General features: G+C 71.4%; 14 protein-coding genes. 8 read left to right on the plus strand and 6 right to left on the minus strand.

Going from position 1 to position 19,785, the window contains the following annotated elements; translation table 11 throughout:
- Positions 1-135: 135 nt before the first annotated feature.
- The gene (locus tag ACRYM6_RS06835) at positions 136-1,110 is read left to right on the plus strand and encodes a LysR family transcriptional regulator (protein ID WP_432542017.1); all 975 of its coding nucleotides are present in this window, start codon (positions 136-138) and stop codon (positions 1,108-1,110) included.
- A 647-nt stretch (positions 1,111-1,757) separates the two neighbouring features.
- Here the strand turns inward: ACRYM6_RS06835 and ACRYM6_RS06840 are convergent.
- Positions 1,758-2,522 (minus strand): IS3 family transposase, encoded by a 765-nt coding sequence (locus ACRYM6_RS06840; RefSeq protein WP_432542019.1) that lies wholly within the window; start codon positions 2,520-2,522, stop codon positions 1,758-1,760.
- 491 nt (positions 2,523-3,013) lie between these two features.
- Between ACRYM6_RS06840 and ACRYM6_RS06845 the strand changes: the two genes are divergently transcribed.
- The 3 genes from ACRYM6_RS06845 (at position 3,014) to ACRYM6_RS06855 (ending at position 7,513) form a co-directional block, all read left to right on the plus strand.
- Complete coding sequence (locus ACRYM6_RS06845; protein ID WP_432542021.1) at positions 3,014-4,249, plus strand: sensor histidine kinase; 1,236 nt, start codon at positions 3,014-3,016, stop codon at positions 4,247-4,249.
- Positions 4,246-4,986 carry a response regulator gene (locus ACRYM6_RS06850; RefSeq protein WP_432542023.1) on the plus strand — a complete coding sequence of 247 codons (741 nt, stop codon included), beginning with the start codon at positions 4,246-4,248 and terminating at the stop codon, positions 4,984-4,986. Before ACRYM6_RS06845 ends, ACRYM6_RS06850 begins: the two co-directional genes overlap by 4 nt.
- 208 nt (positions 4,987-5,194) lie before the next feature.
- A complete protein-coding gene (locus tag ACRYM6_RS06855; RefSeq protein WP_432542024.1) occupies positions 5,195-7,513 on the plus strand; it encodes an MMPL family transporter in 2,319 nt (772 codons plus the stop codon).
- 217 nt (positions 7,514-7,730) lie between these two features.
- Here ACRYM6_RS06855 and ACRYM6_RS06860 read toward each other — a convergent pair whose 3' ends face one another.
- The 4 genes from ACRYM6_RS06860 to ACRYM6_RS06875 form a co-directional block, all read right to left on the minus strand.
- Positions 7,731-9,218, minus strand: coding sequence for an NAD(P)/FAD-dependent oxidoreductase (locus ACRYM6_RS06860; protein WP_432542026.1), 1,488 nt, complete (start codon positions 9,216-9,218; stop codon positions 7,731-7,733).
- Positions 9,179-9,379, minus strand: a complete 201-nt coding sequence (locus tag ACRYM6_RS06865) for a ferredoxin (RefSeq protein WP_432542028.1) — start codon at positions 9,377-9,379, stop codon at positions 9,179-9,181. Before ACRYM6_RS06865 ends, ACRYM6_RS06860 begins: the two co-directional genes overlap by 40 nt.
- Positions 9,379-10,707, minus strand: coding sequence for a cytochrome P450 (locus ACRYM6_RS06870; protein WP_432542029.1), 1,329 nt, complete (start codon positions 10,705-10,707; stop codon positions 9,379-9,381). The genes ACRYM6_RS06865 and ACRYM6_RS06870 overlap by 1 nt, the downstream gene beginning before the upstream one ends.
- 113 nt (positions 10,708-10,820) lie before the next feature.
- A complete protein-coding gene (locus tag ACRYM6_RS06875) occupies positions 10,821-11,477 on the minus strand; it encodes a TetR/AcrR family transcriptional regulator (protein WP_432542031.1) in 657 nt (218 codons plus the stop codon).
- Between the two features lie 97 nt (positions 11,478-11,574).
- Between ACRYM6_RS06875 and ACRYM6_RS06880 the strand changes: the two genes are divergently transcribed.
- Positions 11,575-13,302: a 3-ketosteroid-delta-1-dehydrogenase gene (locus ACRYM6_RS06880; protein ID WP_432542139.1), complete on the plus strand. Its 1,728-nt coding sequence runs from the start codon at positions 11,575-11,577 to the stop codon at positions 13,300-13,302.
- Positions 13,303-13,563: 261 nt separating this feature from the next.
- Here the strand turns inward: ACRYM6_RS06880 and ACRYM6_RS06885 are convergent, their stop codons facing one another.
- The gene (locus ACRYM6_RS06885) at positions 13,564-14,616 is read right to left on the minus strand and encodes a LacI family DNA-binding transcriptional regulator (protein ID WP_432542033.1); all 1,053 of its coding nucleotides are present in this window, start codon (positions 14,614-14,616) and stop codon (positions 13,564-13,566) included.
- A 201-nt stretch (positions 14,617-14,817) separates the two neighbouring features.
- On the opposite strand from ACRYM6_RS06885, the gene ACRYM6_RS06890 reads away from it, so the two are divergent.
- The 3 genes from ACRYM6_RS06890 to ACRYM6_RS06900 all read left to right on the plus strand — a co-directional run bounded on the left by ACRYM6_RS06890 (position 14,818) and on the right by ACRYM6_RS06900 (position 19,717).
- Positions 14,818-16,158, plus strand: a complete 1,341-nt coding sequence (locus ACRYM6_RS06890) for an MFS transporter (RefSeq protein ID WP_432542035.1) — start codon at positions 14,818-14,820, stop codon at positions 16,156-16,158.
- A gap of 50 nt (positions 16,159-16,208) precedes the next feature.
- Positions 16,209-18,860, plus strand: a complete 2,652-nt coding sequence (locus ACRYM6_RS06895) for an alpha-L-rhamnosidase (protein ID WP_432542037.1) — start codon at positions 16,209-16,211, stop codon at positions 18,858-18,860.
- An 83-nt stretch (positions 18,861-18,943) separates the two neighbouring features.
- Positions 18,944-19,717, plus strand: coding sequence for an SDR family NAD(P)-dependent oxidoreductase (locus ACRYM6_RS06900; RefSeq protein ID WP_432542039.1), 774 nt, complete (start codon positions 18,944-18,946; stop codon positions 19,715-19,717).
- Positions 19,718-19,785 lie beyond the last annotated feature (68 nt).

The raw sequence follows: 19,785 nt of genomic DNA on the forward strand, positions 1-19,785 counted from the left end.
GAGTGCAACGCTACGGTGGCCGCCGGCCGGGTGCACCGGCCCGCGGGGGAACCGGTCGGCGACGGGGAGGACGACGTGGACGCGGGAGCGACACCGAGGACGACGCCGAGGACGGCGCCGAGGACGACGCCGGAGGTGTCCCTGCGTCAGATGCGGGCGGTGCTGGCCGTCGCCGAGCACGGCGGGTTCACCTCCGCCGCCGCGCACCAGCACGTCGCGCAGAGCAGCCTGAGCCGCACCGTCTCAGAGGTCGAGGCCCGCCTGGGAGTGCCCTTGTTCGAGCGCACAGGGCGAGCGGTGCTGCTGACGCCGGAGGGCGAGGAGTTCACCGCCCTGGCCCGGCGCCTGCTCGACGACGTCGACGGGGGCCTGCAGCACTTCGCCGGGTACCTCGCCGGCAACCGCGGCAGCGTCTCGCTGGCCACGCTGCCCTCGCTGGCGGCGGTGCTGCTGCCACCCGTGGCGCGCGCCTTCCGCGCCCAGGCGCCCAGCATCCGCCTGCACGTGGAGGACAGCATGTCCGCGGAGATCCTCACGCGGCTGCACGCCGGCACGGCCGACCTCGCCGTGACGGTCGCCCCCGGCGCGCGCGACGACCCCCACGGGCGCGCCGAGCAGGAGCTGGTGGTGCGCGAGATCGCCGTGGACGCCTTCTGCGCCCTCGTGCGTCCGGACCACCGCCTGGCCGGGCGCGCGCACGCCACCTGGGCGGACCTGGCCGGGGAGGACTTCATCGCCTTCGGCGACACCAGCAGCATCAGTGAGCACGTGGAGCGCGCGCTGGCCTCCGCGGGGGTGCGGCTGGGTCCGCTGACCCGGGCGCGCAACGTCGGCGCGGTGGCGGGGCTGGCCGCCGCGGGTCTGGGCGTGAGCGCCGCACCGGCGCTGGTGCTGCCGATGGTGGCCTTCGCCGGGCTGGTGGCCGTCCCGCTGCACGACCCGGTCGTCGAGCGCTCGATCTGCGTGGTGCACCACCGCAGCCGCCCCCTGTCGCGCCCGGCGGCCCGCTTCGCCCGCGCCGTGCACGCCGCAGCGCGAGAGGGTTCGGCACTGCCGCCGGGAGCGCGCTGGACCCCGGCGCAGCCGGCGGACGACTCGGCCGACCAGTGAGCTCACCAGCCGGGGCGACGCTCGACCGGTCAGCGGCGGGTGCGACAGCGCAGTCGGGCAGGAACCTGCGTGGGCACTGCTGCCCGTCAGACCACACGACGAGCGCAAGCGCGTCGATCCAGTGAACTCGACCTGCCAGGTGCGGTTCCCGAACACCCCGGCCCCCTCCACGTCCAGCTCCAGCGAGCTGCCTGGAAGAACCAGGCTCTTCGGACCCATGGGTGGGTAGCTCGCCGTGGTCCGCGCCACGGGCTCACCCAGGGGCGGGTGTCGTCAGCGGCGAGCAGGATGCGGGTGCGGTAGTCGTCGAAGCAGGCCAGCACTTCGGTCCGCCACGACCGCAGCGTCCGTCCAGCCGGGCGATGTCCAGGATCAGGCAGCGGTGGGGGAGCTCGACCCGGTTTCCCGGACAGGTGGATGACCTGATCATGCCGCAGCGATCGCCGCGGTGTGAAGGACTTCGTGTTCGACGGGGCTGAGGTAGCCGATGCCGGAGTGACGTCGACGGGGTTGGCAGAACGCCTCGATCCCTCCCCCGCTTCGTGGGAGGTGCCACCATCGAACATCGCCGACTCCAGCTCGGCTCTCGTGGACCAGGTGCGGCGGTCCAGCTCGTTCGCGCTGCGCCGTGGACCCAGAACTTTCCCTCAACCCGTCGTCGACGCTGGGGCGACCCGGCTCATCTGACCCAGCGACCCGCAGCCGATCTCCGGGTCTCCACGAGGTGAACCGGGATGAGGGGGCGGCGCGGACGATGGTTCCCGGCTGCGGACGACACCGCCAGCGAGCCGTGTCGAGGGCGTGGACGACGAGTTCGGCGTGGAGGGGGCCACCTGCTCGCGGCGGACGATCGGCGGCGGACCAGCCCACGACCGTGCGGCTGACGACGTCCACCACTGCGGCGCAGTGCACCGCACCTTCGCTGGCGGCTGCCCGGTGATGTCCGAGACCCACAGGCGGTCTGGCTCATCGGCGAGGGAGCGATGCCGCACCAGGTCTTCTCGGGGAGCCGGCAGCGGCTCGGATCCGGGCCGCTCACGGCGACGGCAGACCCCGACCAAGCCGGCAGCGCGCACCGGCCGGGCGACCCGCTCACGTCCACGAGCGGCGCCTCGCCCCGAGGGCAGTTCGGCGTGAACCCGAGGAGCACCGCAGGTGGCTCGTGAGGAGGCATGCCCTTCCGTGATGGTCTGCGTCAGCGCGGCATCGGCTGCGGAGTGTTCTGACGCGGGGAGGTCACGCCACGCGCAGTGGCTCGAACGGGACACCCCCAGCACCCGGCAGGTCACCGCGACGGGCAGCGCGTCATCGGCGAGGTCACGGACCGGCGGGGGGATCCTCGGAGTTGGCAGCGACTCGCGGGTGGAGTGGGCGCTGGCGCGTTCGAGGACGTCGATGTCCACCGCCTGCACCTGCGTCCACCGGGGCGAGCACCACTGCTGCCGTCGGGCGGGCGGACCCGGCGGCGCGGGCAGGACTCACGGGGGTCCCGAGGTCAGCGGCGATCCTGCCCAGAGGCTGCTCACGCAGCCGCGACAGTTCCACGACGCGCTGACGGAACTCCGGCGGGTGGGGTCCGGGCATCATGGAGATCCCTCTCCGGGCGACGTCACCACCTCAGGTCGGTGTCCGGAGGAAGGAGGTCGAGCCTCGGCCGAAGGGCCGGGTGCCGAGTCGACACGACGACGGCAGGTCCCACGGATCCAGGCGTCGATCCGACTCCGCAGGACGTCCTCGGTGGTTCCGACGGTGTCGTCGTCGCATTGCGCAGGTCGCACCGTCGGGGGTCCCCACCGCGGCGCGGTCACCGACCGAGTCGTGGACCGCATCGAGCCCTGCCCGTCCGTAGACCTGTCCGAGGTGGGAACTCGAGCCGCCGGTCAGCGCGACTACCCTCTCGAAGGTGCGTCAGCAGGCTGAGACCTCCGACCGACCGCGGCAGACGCGGTCCGTCGCCGGCGAGCTGGAACGGCTGCCCCGAGGCGAGCTGTGGCCCACCGCGCGGGTGTGGGAGCGCAGCCTGGACGTGGTCCTGATCGCCGCACTCGTCGTCGTCGTCGCCCGTTTCCTCGTCGAGCGTGCGGACGTGCTGGAGGTGGCCGCCACCTGCGGTGGTGCTGTCGTCGCCGCCGCCCGTCGCCGCGCGCCGCGTGGCGCGGTGCTGCTCCTGGTGCTGGCGTCGGTCACCGTGCCGTGGTGGCACCCGGCTTCCCCCGTGGGGCTGTGGGTCACCGCCCAGGTCGCGCTGTTCGCCGTTCCCCTGCGCTGCCGGCGGCGGTGGTCGCTGACGGTGGCCGCCGTGCTCGCCGCGGGCCTGTACGTCGTCACCGTCGGCGCCTACCGCATCCCCCCGATCGACCCCACCGCGCTGGCCGTGCTGCTGTGGACCGCCGCCGTGGCGGGCGCGGCCACGGCCTTGCGGGCCCAGCACGAGACGGTGCAGGCGCTGGTGGACAGGGCCGCCGCCGCCCTGGCCGTGCGTGACGGTGAGATCGAGCAGCACCTGACCGCCGAGCGGTTGCGCATCGCCCGGGACCTGCACGACTCCGTCGCGCACACCATCTCCGGCATCTCCCTGCAGGCCGGTGCCGCCGAACGGGCCCTGGCTCAGCGCCCGCAGGACGCCGCCGCCGCGTTGGTCGCCATCCGCACCGCGAGCCGGGAGTCCCTCGTGGAGCTGCAGCAGATCCTCGGCGTCCTGCGCGACCAGGACCCTGCGGCCGCTGCCCCGGCCCCGGCCCTGGCTTCGCTGCTGGCCCAGACGAGCGTGGAGGGGGGAGCGGTGACCGTGGCGCCTGACCTAGACGTCTCCGCCCTGCCCGCCTCCACCGCCGTGGCCCTGGTCCGCATCGCCCAGGAGGCGGTCACCAACGCCCGCCGCCACGGCACCGGGCCGGTCAGCGTGGAGCTCAGCACCGTCGGGGACGACGTGGTGCTGCAGGTCAGCAATGCGTTCGTCCCACCGCCCGGCCGGACCGGTGCGCAGCCCACCGAGGTGATCAGCGGAGGGTTCGGCCTGATGGGGATGCGCGAGCGGGCCTCCGTGCTCGGGGGGACGCTGATCGCCGGTCCGTCCGGCCGCACCTTCGAGGTGCAGGCGGTACTGCCGCTGCGCGGTGCCTCGGCGGTGCGGCCGTGACCGGGCGGGCAGCCGCGCTGCGGGTCCTGGTCGTCGACGACCAGCCGCTGGCGCGGTCGGGGATCAGCGGCATCCTCGCCGGTTCCGCGCAGGTGCAGGTGGTGGGGGAGACCGCCGACGGCCAGCAGGCGCTGGAGCTCGTGGAGGGGCTCGAGCCCGACGTCGTCCTGCTGGACCTGCGGATGCCGGTGCTCGGCGGCGTGGAGGTCCTGCGCCGCCTGCGGGCCCAGGAACGTTTCGCCGCCGTCCGGGTCGTGGTGCTGACGACCTTCGACGGCGACGCCGAGGTCGTGCAGGCCATGGCCGCCGGCGCCGACGGCTTCCTCAGCAAGGCCAGCGACCCCGACGACATCCTGCAGGCCATCACGAGCGTGGCCTCCGGCGACATCGCCCTGTCCCAGCGCGCCCTGCGGGCCGTCGTCGCGGGCCTGCCCACCCCCGCGCCCACCCCCGCCCCCGCCGACGACCGCGCCCAGACCCCAGCAGGGGAGGGCGAGGGGGCGGCGGAGGTCGCTCAGCTGCGCGCCCGGGCGGAGCTGCTCACCGCCCGCGAGCGCGACGTCGTCGCCGCCGTCGCCCGCGGCTGGGACAACACCCGCATCGGTCAGGACCTCTTCATCTCCCCCCTGACGGTCAAGACGCACGTCTCGCGGGCCATGACCAAGCTGCGGGTGCGGGACCGTGCCCAGCTGGTCGCCATCGCCTACCGCGTCGGGATCGCCGACCCGCCGCGCTGAGCGGCGCACCGTCCCACCCCGTCCCGGTGCGCCCACCGGCGTCCCGCGTACTCCCGTGGGAGTACTCCCCGGCGAGGACCGGCGCGCTCCGGTCGGACGACGACACGACCCCGCCCCGACGGCGAACGTGGTGGAGTCAGAGTTCCCGCGCTCACCGACCACCCGGCCACCTCGCCGGTCCGGTGCTGCGCCCTCGGAGAGGTTCCTCGTGGCTCGTCTGCTCTACCGGCTGGGCACCTTCAGCGCCCGGCACCGCACCGCCTTCCTCGTCGGCTGGCTGCTGGCCCTGGGCGTCCTGGTCGTCACCGCGCTGACCGGCATGCGCTTCAGCGACGGCTCCTTCGACGTCCCGGGCACGGAGTCCAGCCGGGCGCTGTCCACGGTGCAGGAGGACTTCCCCAGCGGGCCGGGCGACCCCTCCCTGCAGCTGGTGGCCCGTGCCGAGTCGGGCGCGATCAGCGACCCGGCCAACGCCCAGGAGCTGCAGACGGCGTTGCAGCAGCTCCGGGACCTCCCGCGCGTGACGTCGGTCAGCGACCCGCTGGACCCGGCGAACCCCTCCGTGTCCGGTGACGGGAGCACCGTCGTGGCCACCGTGACGGTGGAGGCGGTCTCCGAGGACGAGGCCGACCGGGTGCACCGGAGCGTCGTCGACGTGGCGGACACCCTGCGCGCGAACGAGTTCGACGCCGAGGTCGGGGGAACCCTGGCCAACCCGATCCCGCAGATCCTGGGCCCCACCGAGATCGTCGGCGCGCTGCTGGCCTTCGGTGTCCTCGTGCTCACCTTCGGCTCCCTGGTCGCGGCCGGGGCCAACATGGCCGGTGCGCTGCTCGGCGTCGGCGTCGGGATCCTCGGGGTGCTGGCCGCCTCGGTGGTCCACCCCATCGGCAGCACCACCCCCATCCTGGCCGTCATGCTCGGGCTGGCGGTCGGCATCGACTACTGCCTGTTCGTCATCGCCCGCTTCCGCTCGGAACTGCTGGCCGGGCGCGAGGTCCTCGACGCCGTCGGGCGCGCCACCGGCACCGCCGGTTCCTCGGTCGTCTTCGCCGCCGCCACGGTGATCATCGCTCTGGCCGGGTTGAGCCTGGTGGGGATCTCCTTCATCACCGAGATGGGGTTGGCCGCCGCCTTCGCCGTCCTGGTCGCGGTGCTGATGACCCTCACCTTCCTGCCGGGCCTGCTGGCCGCCACGGGCCACCGCGCGCTGAGCCGACGTGATCGCCGCCGTCACCAGGCCGGCCTGCGCCCGGCCGAGCAGGACGAGCCGACGCACGACGACTCGCACGCAGCCGCGCACCGTGCCCCCACGCCGGGGTTCCTGCAGCGCTGGGTGCTGCTGGTCACCCGCCGCCCGGTCGTCTCGGCCCTGTCCGCGACCGCGGTGCTGCTGGTGGCTGCGGTGCCGGTGCTGTCGCTGAGCACCACCTTGAACAACCCCGGCGGGGAGGACCCGGACAGCACCCAGCGCGCCGCCTACGACCTGATCGCCGAGGAGTTCGGCGCCGGTTCTCAGGACCCGCTGGTGGTGCTGGCCGAAGGCGATGCGGCGACCCTCGTCCCGGCGCTGCCGCAGGTGCAGGAACTCATCGCCAGCGTCGACGGGGTTGCCTCGGTGACGCCGGCGCTTCCCAGTGCCGACGGCGCCGCGGCCCTGCTGCAGGTGGTCGCCACCACCGGCCCGCTGGACGAACGCACCCGTGACCTCATCGTGAGCCTGCGCGAGCACGCCACCGACGTGCCCGGGGTGCAGTTGTCGGTCACCGGGGCCACCGCGCTGGGGCTGGATTCGGATGGGCAGCTGCGCGATGCACTGTCGCTCTACCTGGTCGTCGTCGTCGGTCTGGCCCTGGTCCTGCTCATCGTGATGTTCCGTTCGATCCTGGTTCCGGTCATCGCCACGTTGGGGTTCCTGCTCTCCCTGGGCGCCGGGATCGGCGCGGCGGTCGCGGTGTTCCAGTGGGGCTGGCTGGACGCCGTCATCCCTGCCCCGCAGGGCAACCCGCTGCTGAGCCTGCTGCCCATCATCCTCACCGGCATCCTGTTCGGGCTGGCGATGGACTACCAGGTGTTCCTCGTCTCCCGCATGCACGAGGCGCACGTGCGCGGTGCGTCCCCGCGCCGAGCCGTCATCGACGGTTTCACGCGCTCGGCCCCGGTCGTGGTCGCTGCGGCGTCCATCATGGCCGCCGTCTTCGGGGGTTTCGCCCTCAGCCACTCCTCCCTGGTGGCGTCCATCGCCCTCGGTCTGGCGGTGGGGGTGGTCGCCGACGCCTTCGTCGTCCGGATGGTCCTCGTCCCGGCCGCTCTGGCCCTGCTGGGGCGTGCGGCGTGGTGGATGCCGCGCTGGCTGGAGCGCGTCCTACCGCACCTGGACACCGAAGGGCTGGCTCTGGAGAACGCCACAGGACGTGCGCGAACGGCTGTGGACGCCAGTAGCGGCGGCCAGGCAGCGGGAGGAAGCACTCTGATGCGGCCGCGTGCCGGTGAGAACGCCGGTACGGGGGAACGCTCCCGATCGTGACCCACCGAGGAGGGGTGGCGAGCTCTGGCTCGTCACCCCTGTTCGTCACCCCTGTTCGTCACCCCTGTTCGTCACCCCTGTTCGTCACCCCTGTTCGTCACCCCTGCTCGTCGGTCCTTCCTCTTCGGTGCGCCCATCAGGCGTCGGCTCTGGCCATCCAGTTCGCCCTGGCAGGTCAGGCACCAGGACTGATGCGCCACACGAGGCAGGGGAGGGGTCAGGCAGCGAGTTCGCCGTAGGCCTGGTGCCACGAAGCTCCGTCGGCCAAGGCGGCCCGCCATGGGCGGGCCGCCTTCACGCTGCGCACCGCGAGCACTGCCGTCAGGCGCGGGCCTTGACGGTAGGCCACCACGAAGCGCCTCTCTTCGGGGGAGCCGTGCACCACCTCGGCTTCGTCGTGTCCCTGGGGCCAACCGTGCACCTGCAAGGAGGCCGCGTACTGCTCACTCCAGTAGTAGGGCAGCGCCGCGAAGGGATCGGCGTGCAACCCCAGGATGCGTCCTGCGACATGGATGCCCTGTTCGGTGGCGTTGGCGCGGTGTTCAACGCGGGCCGGGCGACCGGTGCGCGGGTGCGGCCATCGGCACACGTCTCCTGCGGCGTAGACGCCCTCAGCGGCGCTCAGCGTCGCATCGCAGCTGACCCCGTCACTCAGGTCGAGACCGCTGCCGCTGAGCCAGTCGACCACCGGGCGAGAACCCACCGCCATGAGCACCGCGTCGGCCGGCAGGCGTGTCCCATCACTCAAAACCACCGCCCGCACACCTCCGGCGTGCGCCTCGATGTTGGCGACCGCAGTCCGAAGACGCACGTCAACACCGTGCTCGAGGTGCAGGCGGCGCACGAAGTCGGTCACTGACGCACCCAGACCATGACCCAGTAGCTGCTCACCCCGGTGCACGAGATGGACCTGCATCCCCAGCGTCGCCGCGACCGCGGCGGCCTCACTGCCCACCAGTCCGCCGCCAACGACCACCAGGCGCGCCCCCTGGCGCAATTGCGCCCCCAACTCCACGGCGTCCTCGAGGGTCCGCAAGCGGTGCACGCCCCGCAGCGGCGGTGTTCCCGGCCGCTGCGGCGTCCCCGGCAGCCCACACGCCGCCACCCCTGTGGCGATCACCACGTGGTCGGCGTCGAGGTGCTCACCGTCGGCGAGGTGCACGCGACGGGCGGCAACCTCCAGCCCGACCGCCGGAGAGCCCAGGCGGACCTGCACACCCAGCTCGGTCAACTCCTCTCCGCTGCGAAGACGGACCTGCTTCCAGGCCCCGTCCAACGACTTCGTGCGGGCTGAGGGGCTGTCCGCATCTGTACCGGGGTGTCGAGCACCCTGTGCCGTCGCTACCAGGGTCAGCAGGTGCTTGGACAGCGGCGGACGGTCGTAGGGAGCCCACGGCTCGGCACCCACCAGCGTCACCGGCCCGCGGTGACCCTGCTGTCGCAGCGCCTCCACCGTCGACAGACCCGCCGCTGATGCCCCCACCACGACGACGCGGCTCTGGGTGGCCTCGCTGCACGCTGAGCTGTCGACTGACCGCAGGTCCCCACCGTGCCTGCCGTCGCTGCGGCCGTTCTCGCGTGGACCATCCCCGTCCCGGCCGCCCTCACGGTGGCTGGCGGCTGCCGTGGTCGTGCCATCCTGAGGGGCTCGGTGAGCGGGCGTGCTCACGCCTCGTTCACGACCCGGATCACTCGTGCGGGGCACCGGGCAGCGGCTTCTTCCACTGCAGCACGCTGGCCCTCCGCTGGTGCTTCGTCGAGGACGACGACCAGGCCTTCGTCATCGTCCTGGTCGAAGACGTCGGGCGCAGCCAGGACGCACACCCCGGCCGCGACACAGTACTGCGTTTCGACGTGTACGCGCATCAGCGGGTTCCCTCCACGACCTGGCGTTCGGCTTCGAGATCCAGGTCGGACGGTGTGCTGTCCTGCGCGCCCACCGTGGTCCCGGTCGTGGTCGCCGTCGCGGCTCCGTCGCGGTCCCACGTGACGAGCAGTTCCTTCACGCCGTACACCACCATCTCGTTCTTGTAGGGGATGTTCTCCAACGACTGCACCGTCCGCAGTCCGGGCAAACCCCGCAGCAGCGCAGGCAAGGTCAGGCGCAGTTCGAGCCGTGCCAGGTGCTGGCCCAGGCACTGGTGCACTCCGTAGCCGAACCCGACGTGCGCGGAGCGGCGGTCCAGATCCAGGCGGTCGGGATCTTCGATGGAACGCGGGTCGCGGTTGGCCGACTCCAAGGCGACGGCCACGTACTCGCCAGCGTGCACCAGCTCTCCGCCGACCTCGACGTTCCGCACCGCCCGGCGCAGGACACCCAGGTGCACGATGGTCAGGTAGCGCACCAGTTCGTCGATTCCGGTGCCCAGTACTGCGTCCTCATCGCGCACTCGGGCGGCGAGCTCCGGTTCCTGCAGCAGCCGCAACGTACCGAGAGTGATCATGTTCGCGGTCGTGTCGTGACCAGCGGTCAGCAACAGGATCGACAGTCCCACCAGTTCTTCGAAGTCGACCGGGTGGTTGCGGGGGTCGGTGATCAAGCGGCCCAGCAAGTCGTCGCCGGGGGCATCGAACTTGGACTGCACGAGCCGGCCCAGGAAGGCGAACAACTCTCCTGCGGCCGCGTCGCGCTCCTCAGCGGGAACGCTGAAGTCGATGAGGCGGGCAGTGATCCCGGAGAAGCTCTCCCGCTCGGCTTCAGGCACACCCAGCATCTCGCTGATGACCAGCGACGGAATCGGCAGGGCGAACGCCCGGTACAGGTCCACCGGCCCTTGCGTGGCTCGCAGTCGCTGCAGGTGCTCATCGACCAGCCGCTGCACGAACGGTTCGAGACGGGCGATGGCCTTGGGCGTGAACTCCCGCGCCAGCCGCAGTCGCAGGGAGGAGTGGGCCTCACCGTCCAGGCGCAGCAGCACCCCCGACTGCGCCGGCCCGCCCAGTCCGGCGGGGTCACCGATCAGGTGCGAGGAGCTGGAGTCGCCGTTGCTGAAGCTGTCGCCGTCGGCCAGCACCGCCCGGGCGTCCTCGTAACGGCTGACCAGCCACACGTCCAAACCTGAGGGCGTGCTCACGCGGGTCACTGGCCGTTCATCGCGCAGCTGCTCGAAACGCGGATCGGGGTCGAAGGGGCACCGCTCTCGTGGAAGGTCTTCCACGGGAGCGGTGTAGGGACAACCGGTCGTGTTCGTCATCGTCGTCCTTCCGAGCTTCCGGCGGTGCGGTCAGCCGGTTCGGGTCGTCGTCATCGGTCGTGAGGGCCGCGGCACAGTGCTCCGCCACCGGAACCCGGCACAGGCGCGGCGGATCACTGAAGACCAGTTGTGCCGTCGACGTGATCGTCAAAGTGATCGTCGAGGTGCAGAACGCCGTTGAGGGCCACGCGCAGACCGCGGCGCAGCAAGGTTCCCACGCTCTCGCACGGCTGAGCGGTGACCCAGTGATCCAGTGCAGCGCGCGTGGCGGTGACAACCAGCTCCGGCGCCAGCCGGGTAACCAGCGGGTCAGGGGTAGGGGGCAAGTGGTGCTGCAGCAGGTCGGCAACCGCGGCCAGCAGTTCGGCGTCCATGCTCAGCCACCGCGTGCGGTACTGCGGGGTGGTGGCCATGATCGTCAAGAACGCCCGTTCGCGCTCCTCCAGTGCGCCGCCGTGCACCTCCACCAGAAGAGCATCGGCGAGGGTGTCGATCAGGTCGCGCCCGACACCAGCGTGGCGTACGGCCATCGCTGCCGCCGTAGTGCCTGCCCGCAGGACCGGCAGGACGACGTCCTCCTTGACCGGGAAATGCCGGTGGAAGGTTCGTGGCGAGACTCCGGCCACCGCGCAGATCCGCTCCACCGTCGCCGACGCGTCGCCGTCGTCCACGAAGATGCTCATCGCTGCGCGGCTCAACGTCATGCGGGCCAGATCAGCGCGGGGTGAACCCGCTGGGCGATCCGGTGCGGCGGGGATGTTGATCTCCACAGGACCAGACACTACCGTCACTGTCAGAATCTGCCACTTCGGGCATGCACTCGACGTCGAGCGCACCCTGACAGCAGTCAACACCGCGGAGGACCTCATGGCTGTGACATCCGAACTGGAGCCGATCCCAGCCCACGACACCGACGTCGACCTGCTCGTCATCGGGTCCGGTGTCGGTTTGGCGGCTGCACTTGCCGCCCACGACCGTGGGCTGCGGGTGTTGGTGGTGGAGAAGACCGCCTGGGTGGGAGGCTCCACAGCCCGTTCGGGTGGGGCGTTCTGGATCCCAGCCAACCCCGTGCTCGAGCGTGCCGGTGCCGCCGACACCCTGGAGCGCGCCGAGCAGTACCTGCGTTCGGTCGTCGCTGACGGTGCGCCCGAGCCGCGGTGGCGGGCCTTCCTGCGCCACGGTCCGGACACCGTTCGGCTTCTGGAGCGCACCACGCCACTGCGCTTCTGCTGGGCGCGCGGGTACTCCGACTACCACGCGGAGCACCCCGGAGGCAGCGCCGCCGGCCGCAGTTGTGAAAGCCGTCCGTTCGACGCATCCGTGCTCGGTTCTGAGCGCGCCCGGTTGCGGGGTGGGGTGATGGAGCTCCCGCTCCCGGTGCCGGTGACCGGGGCGGACTACCGCTGGCTGAACCTGGCGACCCGGCGCCCGGACAAGGCGGTTCCGCGCCTCCTGGCCCGCGTGGCCCAGGGCGTGGGTGGCATGGCGCTGGGGCGGGAGTACCTGGCCGGTGGGCAGGCGCTGGCTGCGGGCTTGTACGCCGGAGTCCTGCGAGCCCGCATCCCGGTGTGGACTCGCACCACGGCGCTTCACCTGCTCACTGACCCCACCGAGTCCGTCGCATCCGAAGGCAGGCCAGGCCAGCGCGTGGTGGGCGCCCTGCTCGAGCAGGACGGTCGCCGGGTGCAGGTACGCGCACGCGCTGGTGTGGTCCTGTCCAGCGGCGGATTCGACCACGACACGGCGCTGCGGCACCAGCACCAGTCGTCGCTGCTGCAGCCAGGGTGGAGCCTGGGGGCCGAAGGCAACACCGGTGACGGGCTACGCCTCGCCCACGACGTCGGCGCCGACACAGCGCTGATGGACCAGGCGTGGTGGTTCCCGGCGGTGGCGCCGTTGCGGGGCGCCGCGCCCCAGGTGCTGCTCGCCGAGCGGTCGCTGCCTGGCTCGTTCATGGTCGACCAATCCGGACGCCGCTTCGTCAACGAGGCGTGTGACTACATGAGCTTCGGACAGCGGATCCTGCAGCGTGAGCGCGACGGTGAACCGGTGAGCGAGATGTGGCTCGTCTTCGATCGGCGCTACCGCAACAGCTACGTCCTCGCGGGCTCACTGATGCCCTTCCAGCCGCTGCCGAGAGCGTGGTACGACCAGGGCATCGCGCACCGGGCGCGTACCCCGCAGGCGCTGGCCCGCGCGGCAGGACTTCCTGAGCGGGCCTTCGCTGAGACCTTCCAGCGCTTCGGTCAGCTGGCTGCTGCCGGCATCGATGACGACTTCGGTCGTGGAGCGGGCGCGTACGACCGCTACTACGGCGACCCGACCGTCACCCCCAACCCGACGATGCGCCCGCTGCTTGAAGGGCACCTGCACGCGGTGCGGGTGGTGCTCAGCGACCTGGGGACCTGCGGGGGAGTGCGCGCAGACGAACTCGGCCGGGTTCTGCGCGCCGACGGCTCACCCATCGAGGGGTTCTACGCGATCGGCAACGCCGCCGCCAACGTCTTCGGCCGGTCTTACCCCGGAGCGGGCGCCACCATCGGGCAGGGACTGGTGTACGCCTCGATCGCCGCCTGCCACGCCGCAGAATCCTGAGCCGGTGGTTCCCGGATCCCACGAGGCGCTGACCCGACGGCCGGCCAGCCGGTGACCTCCACCAGCAACGCCGCTGACGATCAATCGAGGCGATCCGCAGCCCAGGTCCAGTTCACCGATGGTGCCAGAGCCGGCCCAGTGCACCAACGTGCCGCACTCCGCGCTCGTGGAAACCTGCCTCTTGCCGAACCCGTCTCGCGAGCGCATCAAGCCGTGAGAGCACAGCCCTCACGATGCCCCTACAACAGAGCGGTGTGCCTCTCAGCCGGAGGTGGCCTGAGTGGATTCGCGGGCCACGACGCATGCCCCTGCGTCCGGTGGCTCCATAGCCAGGGGTCGTCCGTCGGCGGCGTGCAGTGCCAGTTCGGCCAGGTACCGGCCCAGTCCGGCGTTGTCCAGACGCACGCTGGAGAGCGAGGGGACGAACAGTTGCGCCAAGGGACTGTCATCGTGCCCGATGATGGCCAGCTCCCCGGGTACGCTGAGCCCGTGGCGCAGGGCAGCGCCCGCGACGGCTGCGGCGAGCTCGTCGTTGTAGGCGGCCACGGCGCTGACGCCGTGGGCTTTCCACGCGCGCACCGCGGCTTCAGCGGAATGGTCGTGCAGGCCTGCGACGCGGACGTCGATCTCCGGCAGGCCCAGCTCGGTGGCGCGTTCACGCACCGCCAGGAGTCGGGCTTCGGCCAGCAGTTGAAGGCGTGGGTCGAGGGGGGCTGCGAACCCCAACTGCCGGTGACCGGCAGCGTGCAGGTGATCCACCTGCAAGCGCGGGCCGATGGTCACGGCGGGGGACGTGATCCAGTTGGCCGCTTCGGCCGGGTCGGGCACGATCTGGGCCACCCCGCTGCGTCGCATGGAGGCGACGTCCTGCTCGGTGAAGGGCGCGATGCCTAGCACCACGTCGGGGTCCAGCAGCTCCCACAGGGGCTGGGCGTGACCGGCGGCGTGCAGGGTGCAGGTGGCCAGGGAGTAGCCGGCTTCATCGAGCACGGACGCGGCTTCTTCCATGTTCTGGCGCATGGAGTGCTCCACCGGCCAGTCGGGCAACGCCATCAGCACCACCTTGCTCCGCCCGCGTCCCAGTGCCTGGGCTGCGCGGTGCGGACGGTAGCCCAGCTGCTCAGCAGCCTCCAGCACCCGACGCCGGGTGGGTTCGGAGATGGTCTGCCCAGGAGTGTCGTTGAGCACGAAGCTGACCGTGGCGCGCGAAACCCCGGCGGCGCGGGCGATGTCGACCGCCGTGGCCCGCCGACGTGGGAGGGGGGCAGGGCTGATCGCGCGGCTGGTCGTGGAGTTGGCTGCGGTGCTGCTCACCTCGAAGTCCTTCCAGCATCCTGCGCGGCGACCTTGCGTGCTGCGGGCTGCTTTCACCGTAACAGCGTCTCCGACCGGGCCCGCCTCGATGCGGTCGAGGTGCTTGCGCGTGTTAGTGGGCAGGGCTTACGGTGCCGCTGCTAACCCGCTTTAGTGCGGGCTGGTGATCGTACGAGCTCACCATCGACGACGGAGTCCCTCATGAGCCTGCACGCCGGCGATCAGCCGCCCAACAGCACCGTGCCCGCCTTCCCCCTGCCCGGATCCGTCGACGAGACCCCCTTGGCCACTGCAGCAGGCGCCTCCCCGCAGGAGCCGGTCAGCTCGCGCTACATCTGGCTGATGGTGCTGGCCCAGTTCGGCGTCTTCGTCGCCTTCATCACCCCTTTGGCGATCTCGCTGTCCATCCGCCTGAGCACCCTGGCCCCGGGCCGCGAGGAGTACCTGGGCTACATCACCGGCGCCGGTGCCGCCGCCGTGGTGCTGACCAACCCCCTGCTGGGCGTGCTCAGCGACCGCACCCGCACCCGCCTCGGCCGCCGCCGCCCCTTCATGATCGTCGGTGGTCTGCTCGGTATCGGTGCCCTGACCGTCATGGCCACCGCCCCTTCCGTCCTGCTGCTCGGACTGGGTTGGGTCCTGGCGCAGCTGACGTGGGGCCAGGCGCTGGCCGCGCTGCAGACCTCCCAGGCCGACCGCCTGCCCGAGCACCAGCGCGGCAAGGTCGCCGGCCTCGTCGGCTTCGCCACCCAAGTCGCTCCCGTGCTCGGGGTCAGCGTCGCCAGCGCGTTCGCCACCGACAACCTGCTGCTCTTCCTGGTGCCCGGTGGGCTGGGGCTGCTGCTGCTGGCGCTGTTCATCTGCTTCGTCCACGAACCCGATAGTCGCGGTGCGGTCTTCCCCGAGCGCCTTGCGTTCGGCGCGGTGTTGAGCAAGTACACCTTCAGTCCCCGCCGCCACCCCGACTACGCCTGGAACTGGCTGGGGCGTTTCCTCTTCTACTTCGGTCTGACCCTGAACACGACGTTCACCGCCTTCTTCTTCGCCGCCAAGCTCGGCGTGAGTGTCACGGAGGTTGCCGGCACCATCGCTCTGCTCTCCCTGGGGGGCATCGTGGCCACCACCATCGGTGCCATCGGCGGTGGGTTCCTCTCCGACCGCCTGCGTCGCCGGCGGATCTTCGTCTTGAGCTCCGGCGCGATCTTCGCCGCCGGTGCGCTCGTCATGGCCTTCTCCGCTTCGCTGCCGCTGCTCATGTTCGGCTCGCTGATGGGGGCAGTAGGCATCGGCATGTTCGCCGCCGTCGACCAAGCCCTGCTGTTGGACGTGCTGCCCGAGCGCGGTACCGACGCGGCCCGTTACATGGGCATCATCGGCCTGGCGGTCTCCATCGCTCAGGCCGTCGCCCCCCTGATCGCCCCGATCTTCCTCGGGATCGGCGTCTCGGGTGGGGAGAAGAACTACCCGCTGCTGTACGTGGTCGCGGCTGCTTTCACCCTCGCCGGCGGCGCGGTCGTACTGCGCATCAAATCCGTGCGCTGAGAACCCAGACGACAGTCCCCTCCAACTCCCCCGAATCCAAGGATCCCGACGTGTCCCACACCTGGCAGGCCCGTTTCATCAGCTCCGCCGACGCGGCAGGCGAGACCGACCCGGCCCCCTACCTGCGACGGGAGTTCTCCGTCGACCGCGACCTGCGGCAGGCGGTGCTGAAGGTCAGCGCGATCGGTCTGGTGGATGCCCACGTCAACGGCACCTCGCTGGGTGATGAGGTGTTGGTCCCGGGATGGACCTCCTACCAGCACCGACTGCGGGTGGCCGCGCACGACGTCACAGCACTGCTGCAGCCCGGGACGAACGCGCTGGGCGCGGTGCTGGGGCAGGGATGGGCTGTGGGACGCATTGGTTGGGAGAACCGCAGCCAGCACTACAGCGACCGACCGGCGCTGTTCGCCCAGCTGGAGCTGCACTACGACGACCGCAGTGAGGTTGTGGCTTCGGCCGCCGACGGCACCTGGCGCCTGAGCACCGGCGGGGTACGCGCCAACAGCCTCTACGACGGTGAGGAGTTCGACGCCCGACTGGAACCGGTCGGCTGGGATCGTCCCGGCTTCGACGACTCCACCTGGACTCAGCCGGCTGCCTTCGACTGGAACCTCGACGCGCTCATCGACCCCACTGAGGCAGACGACGGTTCGGCCACCTCGCCGCTGACGTCGCCGCCAGCGTTGCCGCCGATGTCACCGACCGCCGAACCGATTCGGCGTACCCAGGAGCTGGCGCCGGTGAGCGTGCGCACCAGCCCCAGCGGCAAGACGGTCCTGGACTTCGGGCAGATCCTCACCGGCTGGGTGCGCCTGCGCGTGCCCGCCGCCGCCCACCAGACGATCACCCTGCGCCACGCCGAGCTCGTGCGCGACGGGGAGATCGACCCGACCACGCTGCGCTCGGCCCAGTCCATCGACCGCTACACCCCCGCACACCCGGCGACTGGAGCGACTGAGGTCCCAGTGGTGTGGGAACCGCGCTTCACCTTCCACGGCTTTCGCTACGTGGAGGTCGACGGCTGGCCCGGGCAGCTGCAGGACGGCGACCTGACCGCAGTGGTCGTGCACAGCGACATGACCCGTACCGGCTGGTTCGAGTGCTCCGATGAGCTGATCAACCAGCTGCACCGCAACGTGGTGTGGTCGATGCGCGGCAACTTCGTCGGGGTTCCCACCGACTGCCCCCAGCGCGATGAGCGGATGGGCTGGACCGGCGACATCAACGCCTTCGCCCCGACCGCCGCTTTCCTGTTTGACGTGCGCGGGGTGCTGGGCTCCTGGCTGGGCGATCTGGCCGCCGAGCAGATCGCCAAGGGCTTCGTGCCCTGGGTGGTTCCCGACGTGCAGTCCCACCCCTCCTCCCCGACGGCGCTGTGGAGCGACGTCGCGGTCAGCCTGCCGTGGGTGCTGCACCAGCAGTACGGCCAGGACGACGTCCTGCGCCGCGCCTACCCCTCGATGACCGCCTTCGTCGACCAGGTCGAGTCCCTCCTGGACGAGAACGGGCTGTGGAGCAGTGGCTTCCAATTCGGCGACTGGCTGGACCCGGACGCGCCGGTGGACAACCCCGCCGGCGGCAAGACCGACCGCCACCTGGTCGCTGCGGCCTACTTCGCGGCCGTGACCGCCCGCATGGCCGCCACCGCACGCATCCTGGGAGAGCAGGTCGACGCGGCACGCTACGAGGCGCTGGCCACCCGGGTGCGCGACGCCTTCCGCACCGAGTACGTCACCCCGTCCGGGTTGGTGCTGGGCGATACCGTGACCGCCTACTCCCTGGCCATCTGCTTCGACCTGCTGGAACCGGCACAGCAGCGCCATGCCGGGGATCGCCTGGCGGCGTTGGTGGCCAAGGCGGGATACACGATCTCCACCGGCTTCGCCGGCACGCCGCTGGTCACCGACGCTCTCTCGCGCACCGGGCACCTGGAACAGGCGTACCTGATGCTGCAGCAGACCAGCTGCCCCTCCTTCCTGTACCCGGTCACCATGGGCGCCACCACCATCTGGGAGCGTTGGGACGCCATCCGCCCCGACGGCAGCCTCAACCCCTCGGGCATGACGTCGCTGAACCACTACGCCCTCGGCGCGGTCGCTGACTGGCTGCACCGCGTCGTCGGCGGGCTGGAAGCCCTCGAGCCGGGCTACCGCCGGGTGCGCATCGCCCCGCAGCCGGGCGGCAGCTTGACCAGTGCGCGCGTGGGCTACGTCAGCGTCCACGGCCGCTTCGAGGTCACCTGGTCCGTGCGGGACGGGCGCGTCCGCTTGTCCGCGCTGCTGCCCGGAGGCACCAGCGGCACGGTGCACCTGCCGCTTCACCCCGACGCAGCGATCGAGGAGGCCGGGCCCGGTGAGCACGTCTGGGAGTACGCCTTGCCGGCTGGGCACGGTGAACGTCCCGAGTACTCCATGGACACCCCGCTAGGGGTGCTCGCCGCCGACCCGGCCGCCTGGCCGGCCATCAGCGCGGTGTTCGAGAAGCACCTGCCGGGCATTCCCATCGACGGCTCCTCCCCCGAGGCGGCGGGGGTGTCGTTGGAAGCGATCCTCGGTTTCATCCCCGGCGGCTCCCCCCAGCTTCGCGCGGACCTGGTCGCCGCCCTAGGAACCGCCGCTCCCGAAGACGACCTCGTCGCGGACAGCGGCGAGCGCGTGGCGACACCGACAGCCGAAGCCGCGACCGCCACCGCCGGCTGACGGCACCCTGCGGTGCGGGCCCGAAGCCGCAGCGGACGGCGAGGGCACCTCTCGATGAGCGACAACCCCCGAGCAGAGGAGTGATGGTGGACAGGTTCGAAGGACGCAAGGTGATCATCACGGGCGCCGGCTCAGGCATCGGCCGCGCGTGCGTTCACCGCATCCTGCAGGAGGGCGGCACGGTCGTCGGGCTCGACGTCGCCGAGGACGGGCTGAAGCAGACAGCTGAGCAGTCCGCCCACGCCGGGCAGGAGCAGCGCCTGCGCACCGTGGTGCTCGACATCAGCGACGAGACGCAGGTGCAGCACGGCGTGGGGGAGGCAGTGCGGGGTCTGGGCGGCCTCGACGTCCTGGTCAACGCCGCCGGCATCCTGCGCTCGGCGCACACCCACGAGATGACCCTAGACCTGTGGAACCGGCTGATCGCCGTGAACCTCACCGGCACGTTCCTCGTGACGCGGGCGGCGTTGCCGGCGTTGATCGAGTGCGGGCGCGGGGTGGTGATCAACTTCTCTTCCACCTCCGCCAGCTTCGCCCACCCGTACATGGCCGCTTACGCCGCGACCAAGGGCGGCATCCAGTCCTTCACCCACGCCATCGCCTCGGAGTACTCCAAGAAGGGCATGCGAGCGGTGGCCGTGGCCCCAGGATCCATCCAGAGCGACATGACCACCGGCCGCGGTCCGGGCCTGCCGGCCGATGCGGACATGAGCCTGTTCATCAAGCTGGCCCCGGCGATCGGTGAGGGCATGGCCGGCCCGGACAAGGTCGCCTCGGTGGTCGCCATGCTCGCTAGCGACGACGGCGCCTTCATCACCGGCACCGAGGTACGCATCGACGGCGGAACGCACTACTGACCCATCGCGTTCGCAGAGCCACCCTCAGCGGTCCTCCCCACGCTCGCCGCCTTCGGCGGCCACGCCCG

Source organism: Kineococcus rugosus, from assembly GCF_050871975.1.
GTDB lineage: Bacteria > Actinomycetota > Actinomycetes > Actinomycetales > Kineococcaceae > Kineococcus.

Coding starts and splice junctions, on each gene's coding strand:
- ACRYM6_RS06870 (WP_432542029.1), bottom strand. CDS start 10,707: ATGACGAACACGACCGGTTGTCCCTACACCGCTCCCGTGGAAGACCTT.
- ACRYM6_RS06865 (WP_432542028.1), bottom strand. CDS start 9,379: ATGCGCGTACACGTCGAAACGCAGTACTGTGTCGCGGCCGGGGTGTGC.
- ACRYM6_RS06900 (WP_432542039.1), top strand. CDS start 18,944: ATGGTGGACAGGTTCGAAGGACGCAAGGTGATCATCACGGGCGCCGGC.
- ACRYM6_RS06880 (WP_432542139.1), top strand. CDS start 11,575: ATGGCTGTGACATCCGAACTGGAGCCGATCCCAGCCCACGACACCGAC.
- ACRYM6_RS06890 (WP_432542035.1), top strand. CDS start 14,818: ATGAGCCTGCACGCCGGCGATCAGCCGCCCAACAGCACCGTGCCCGCC.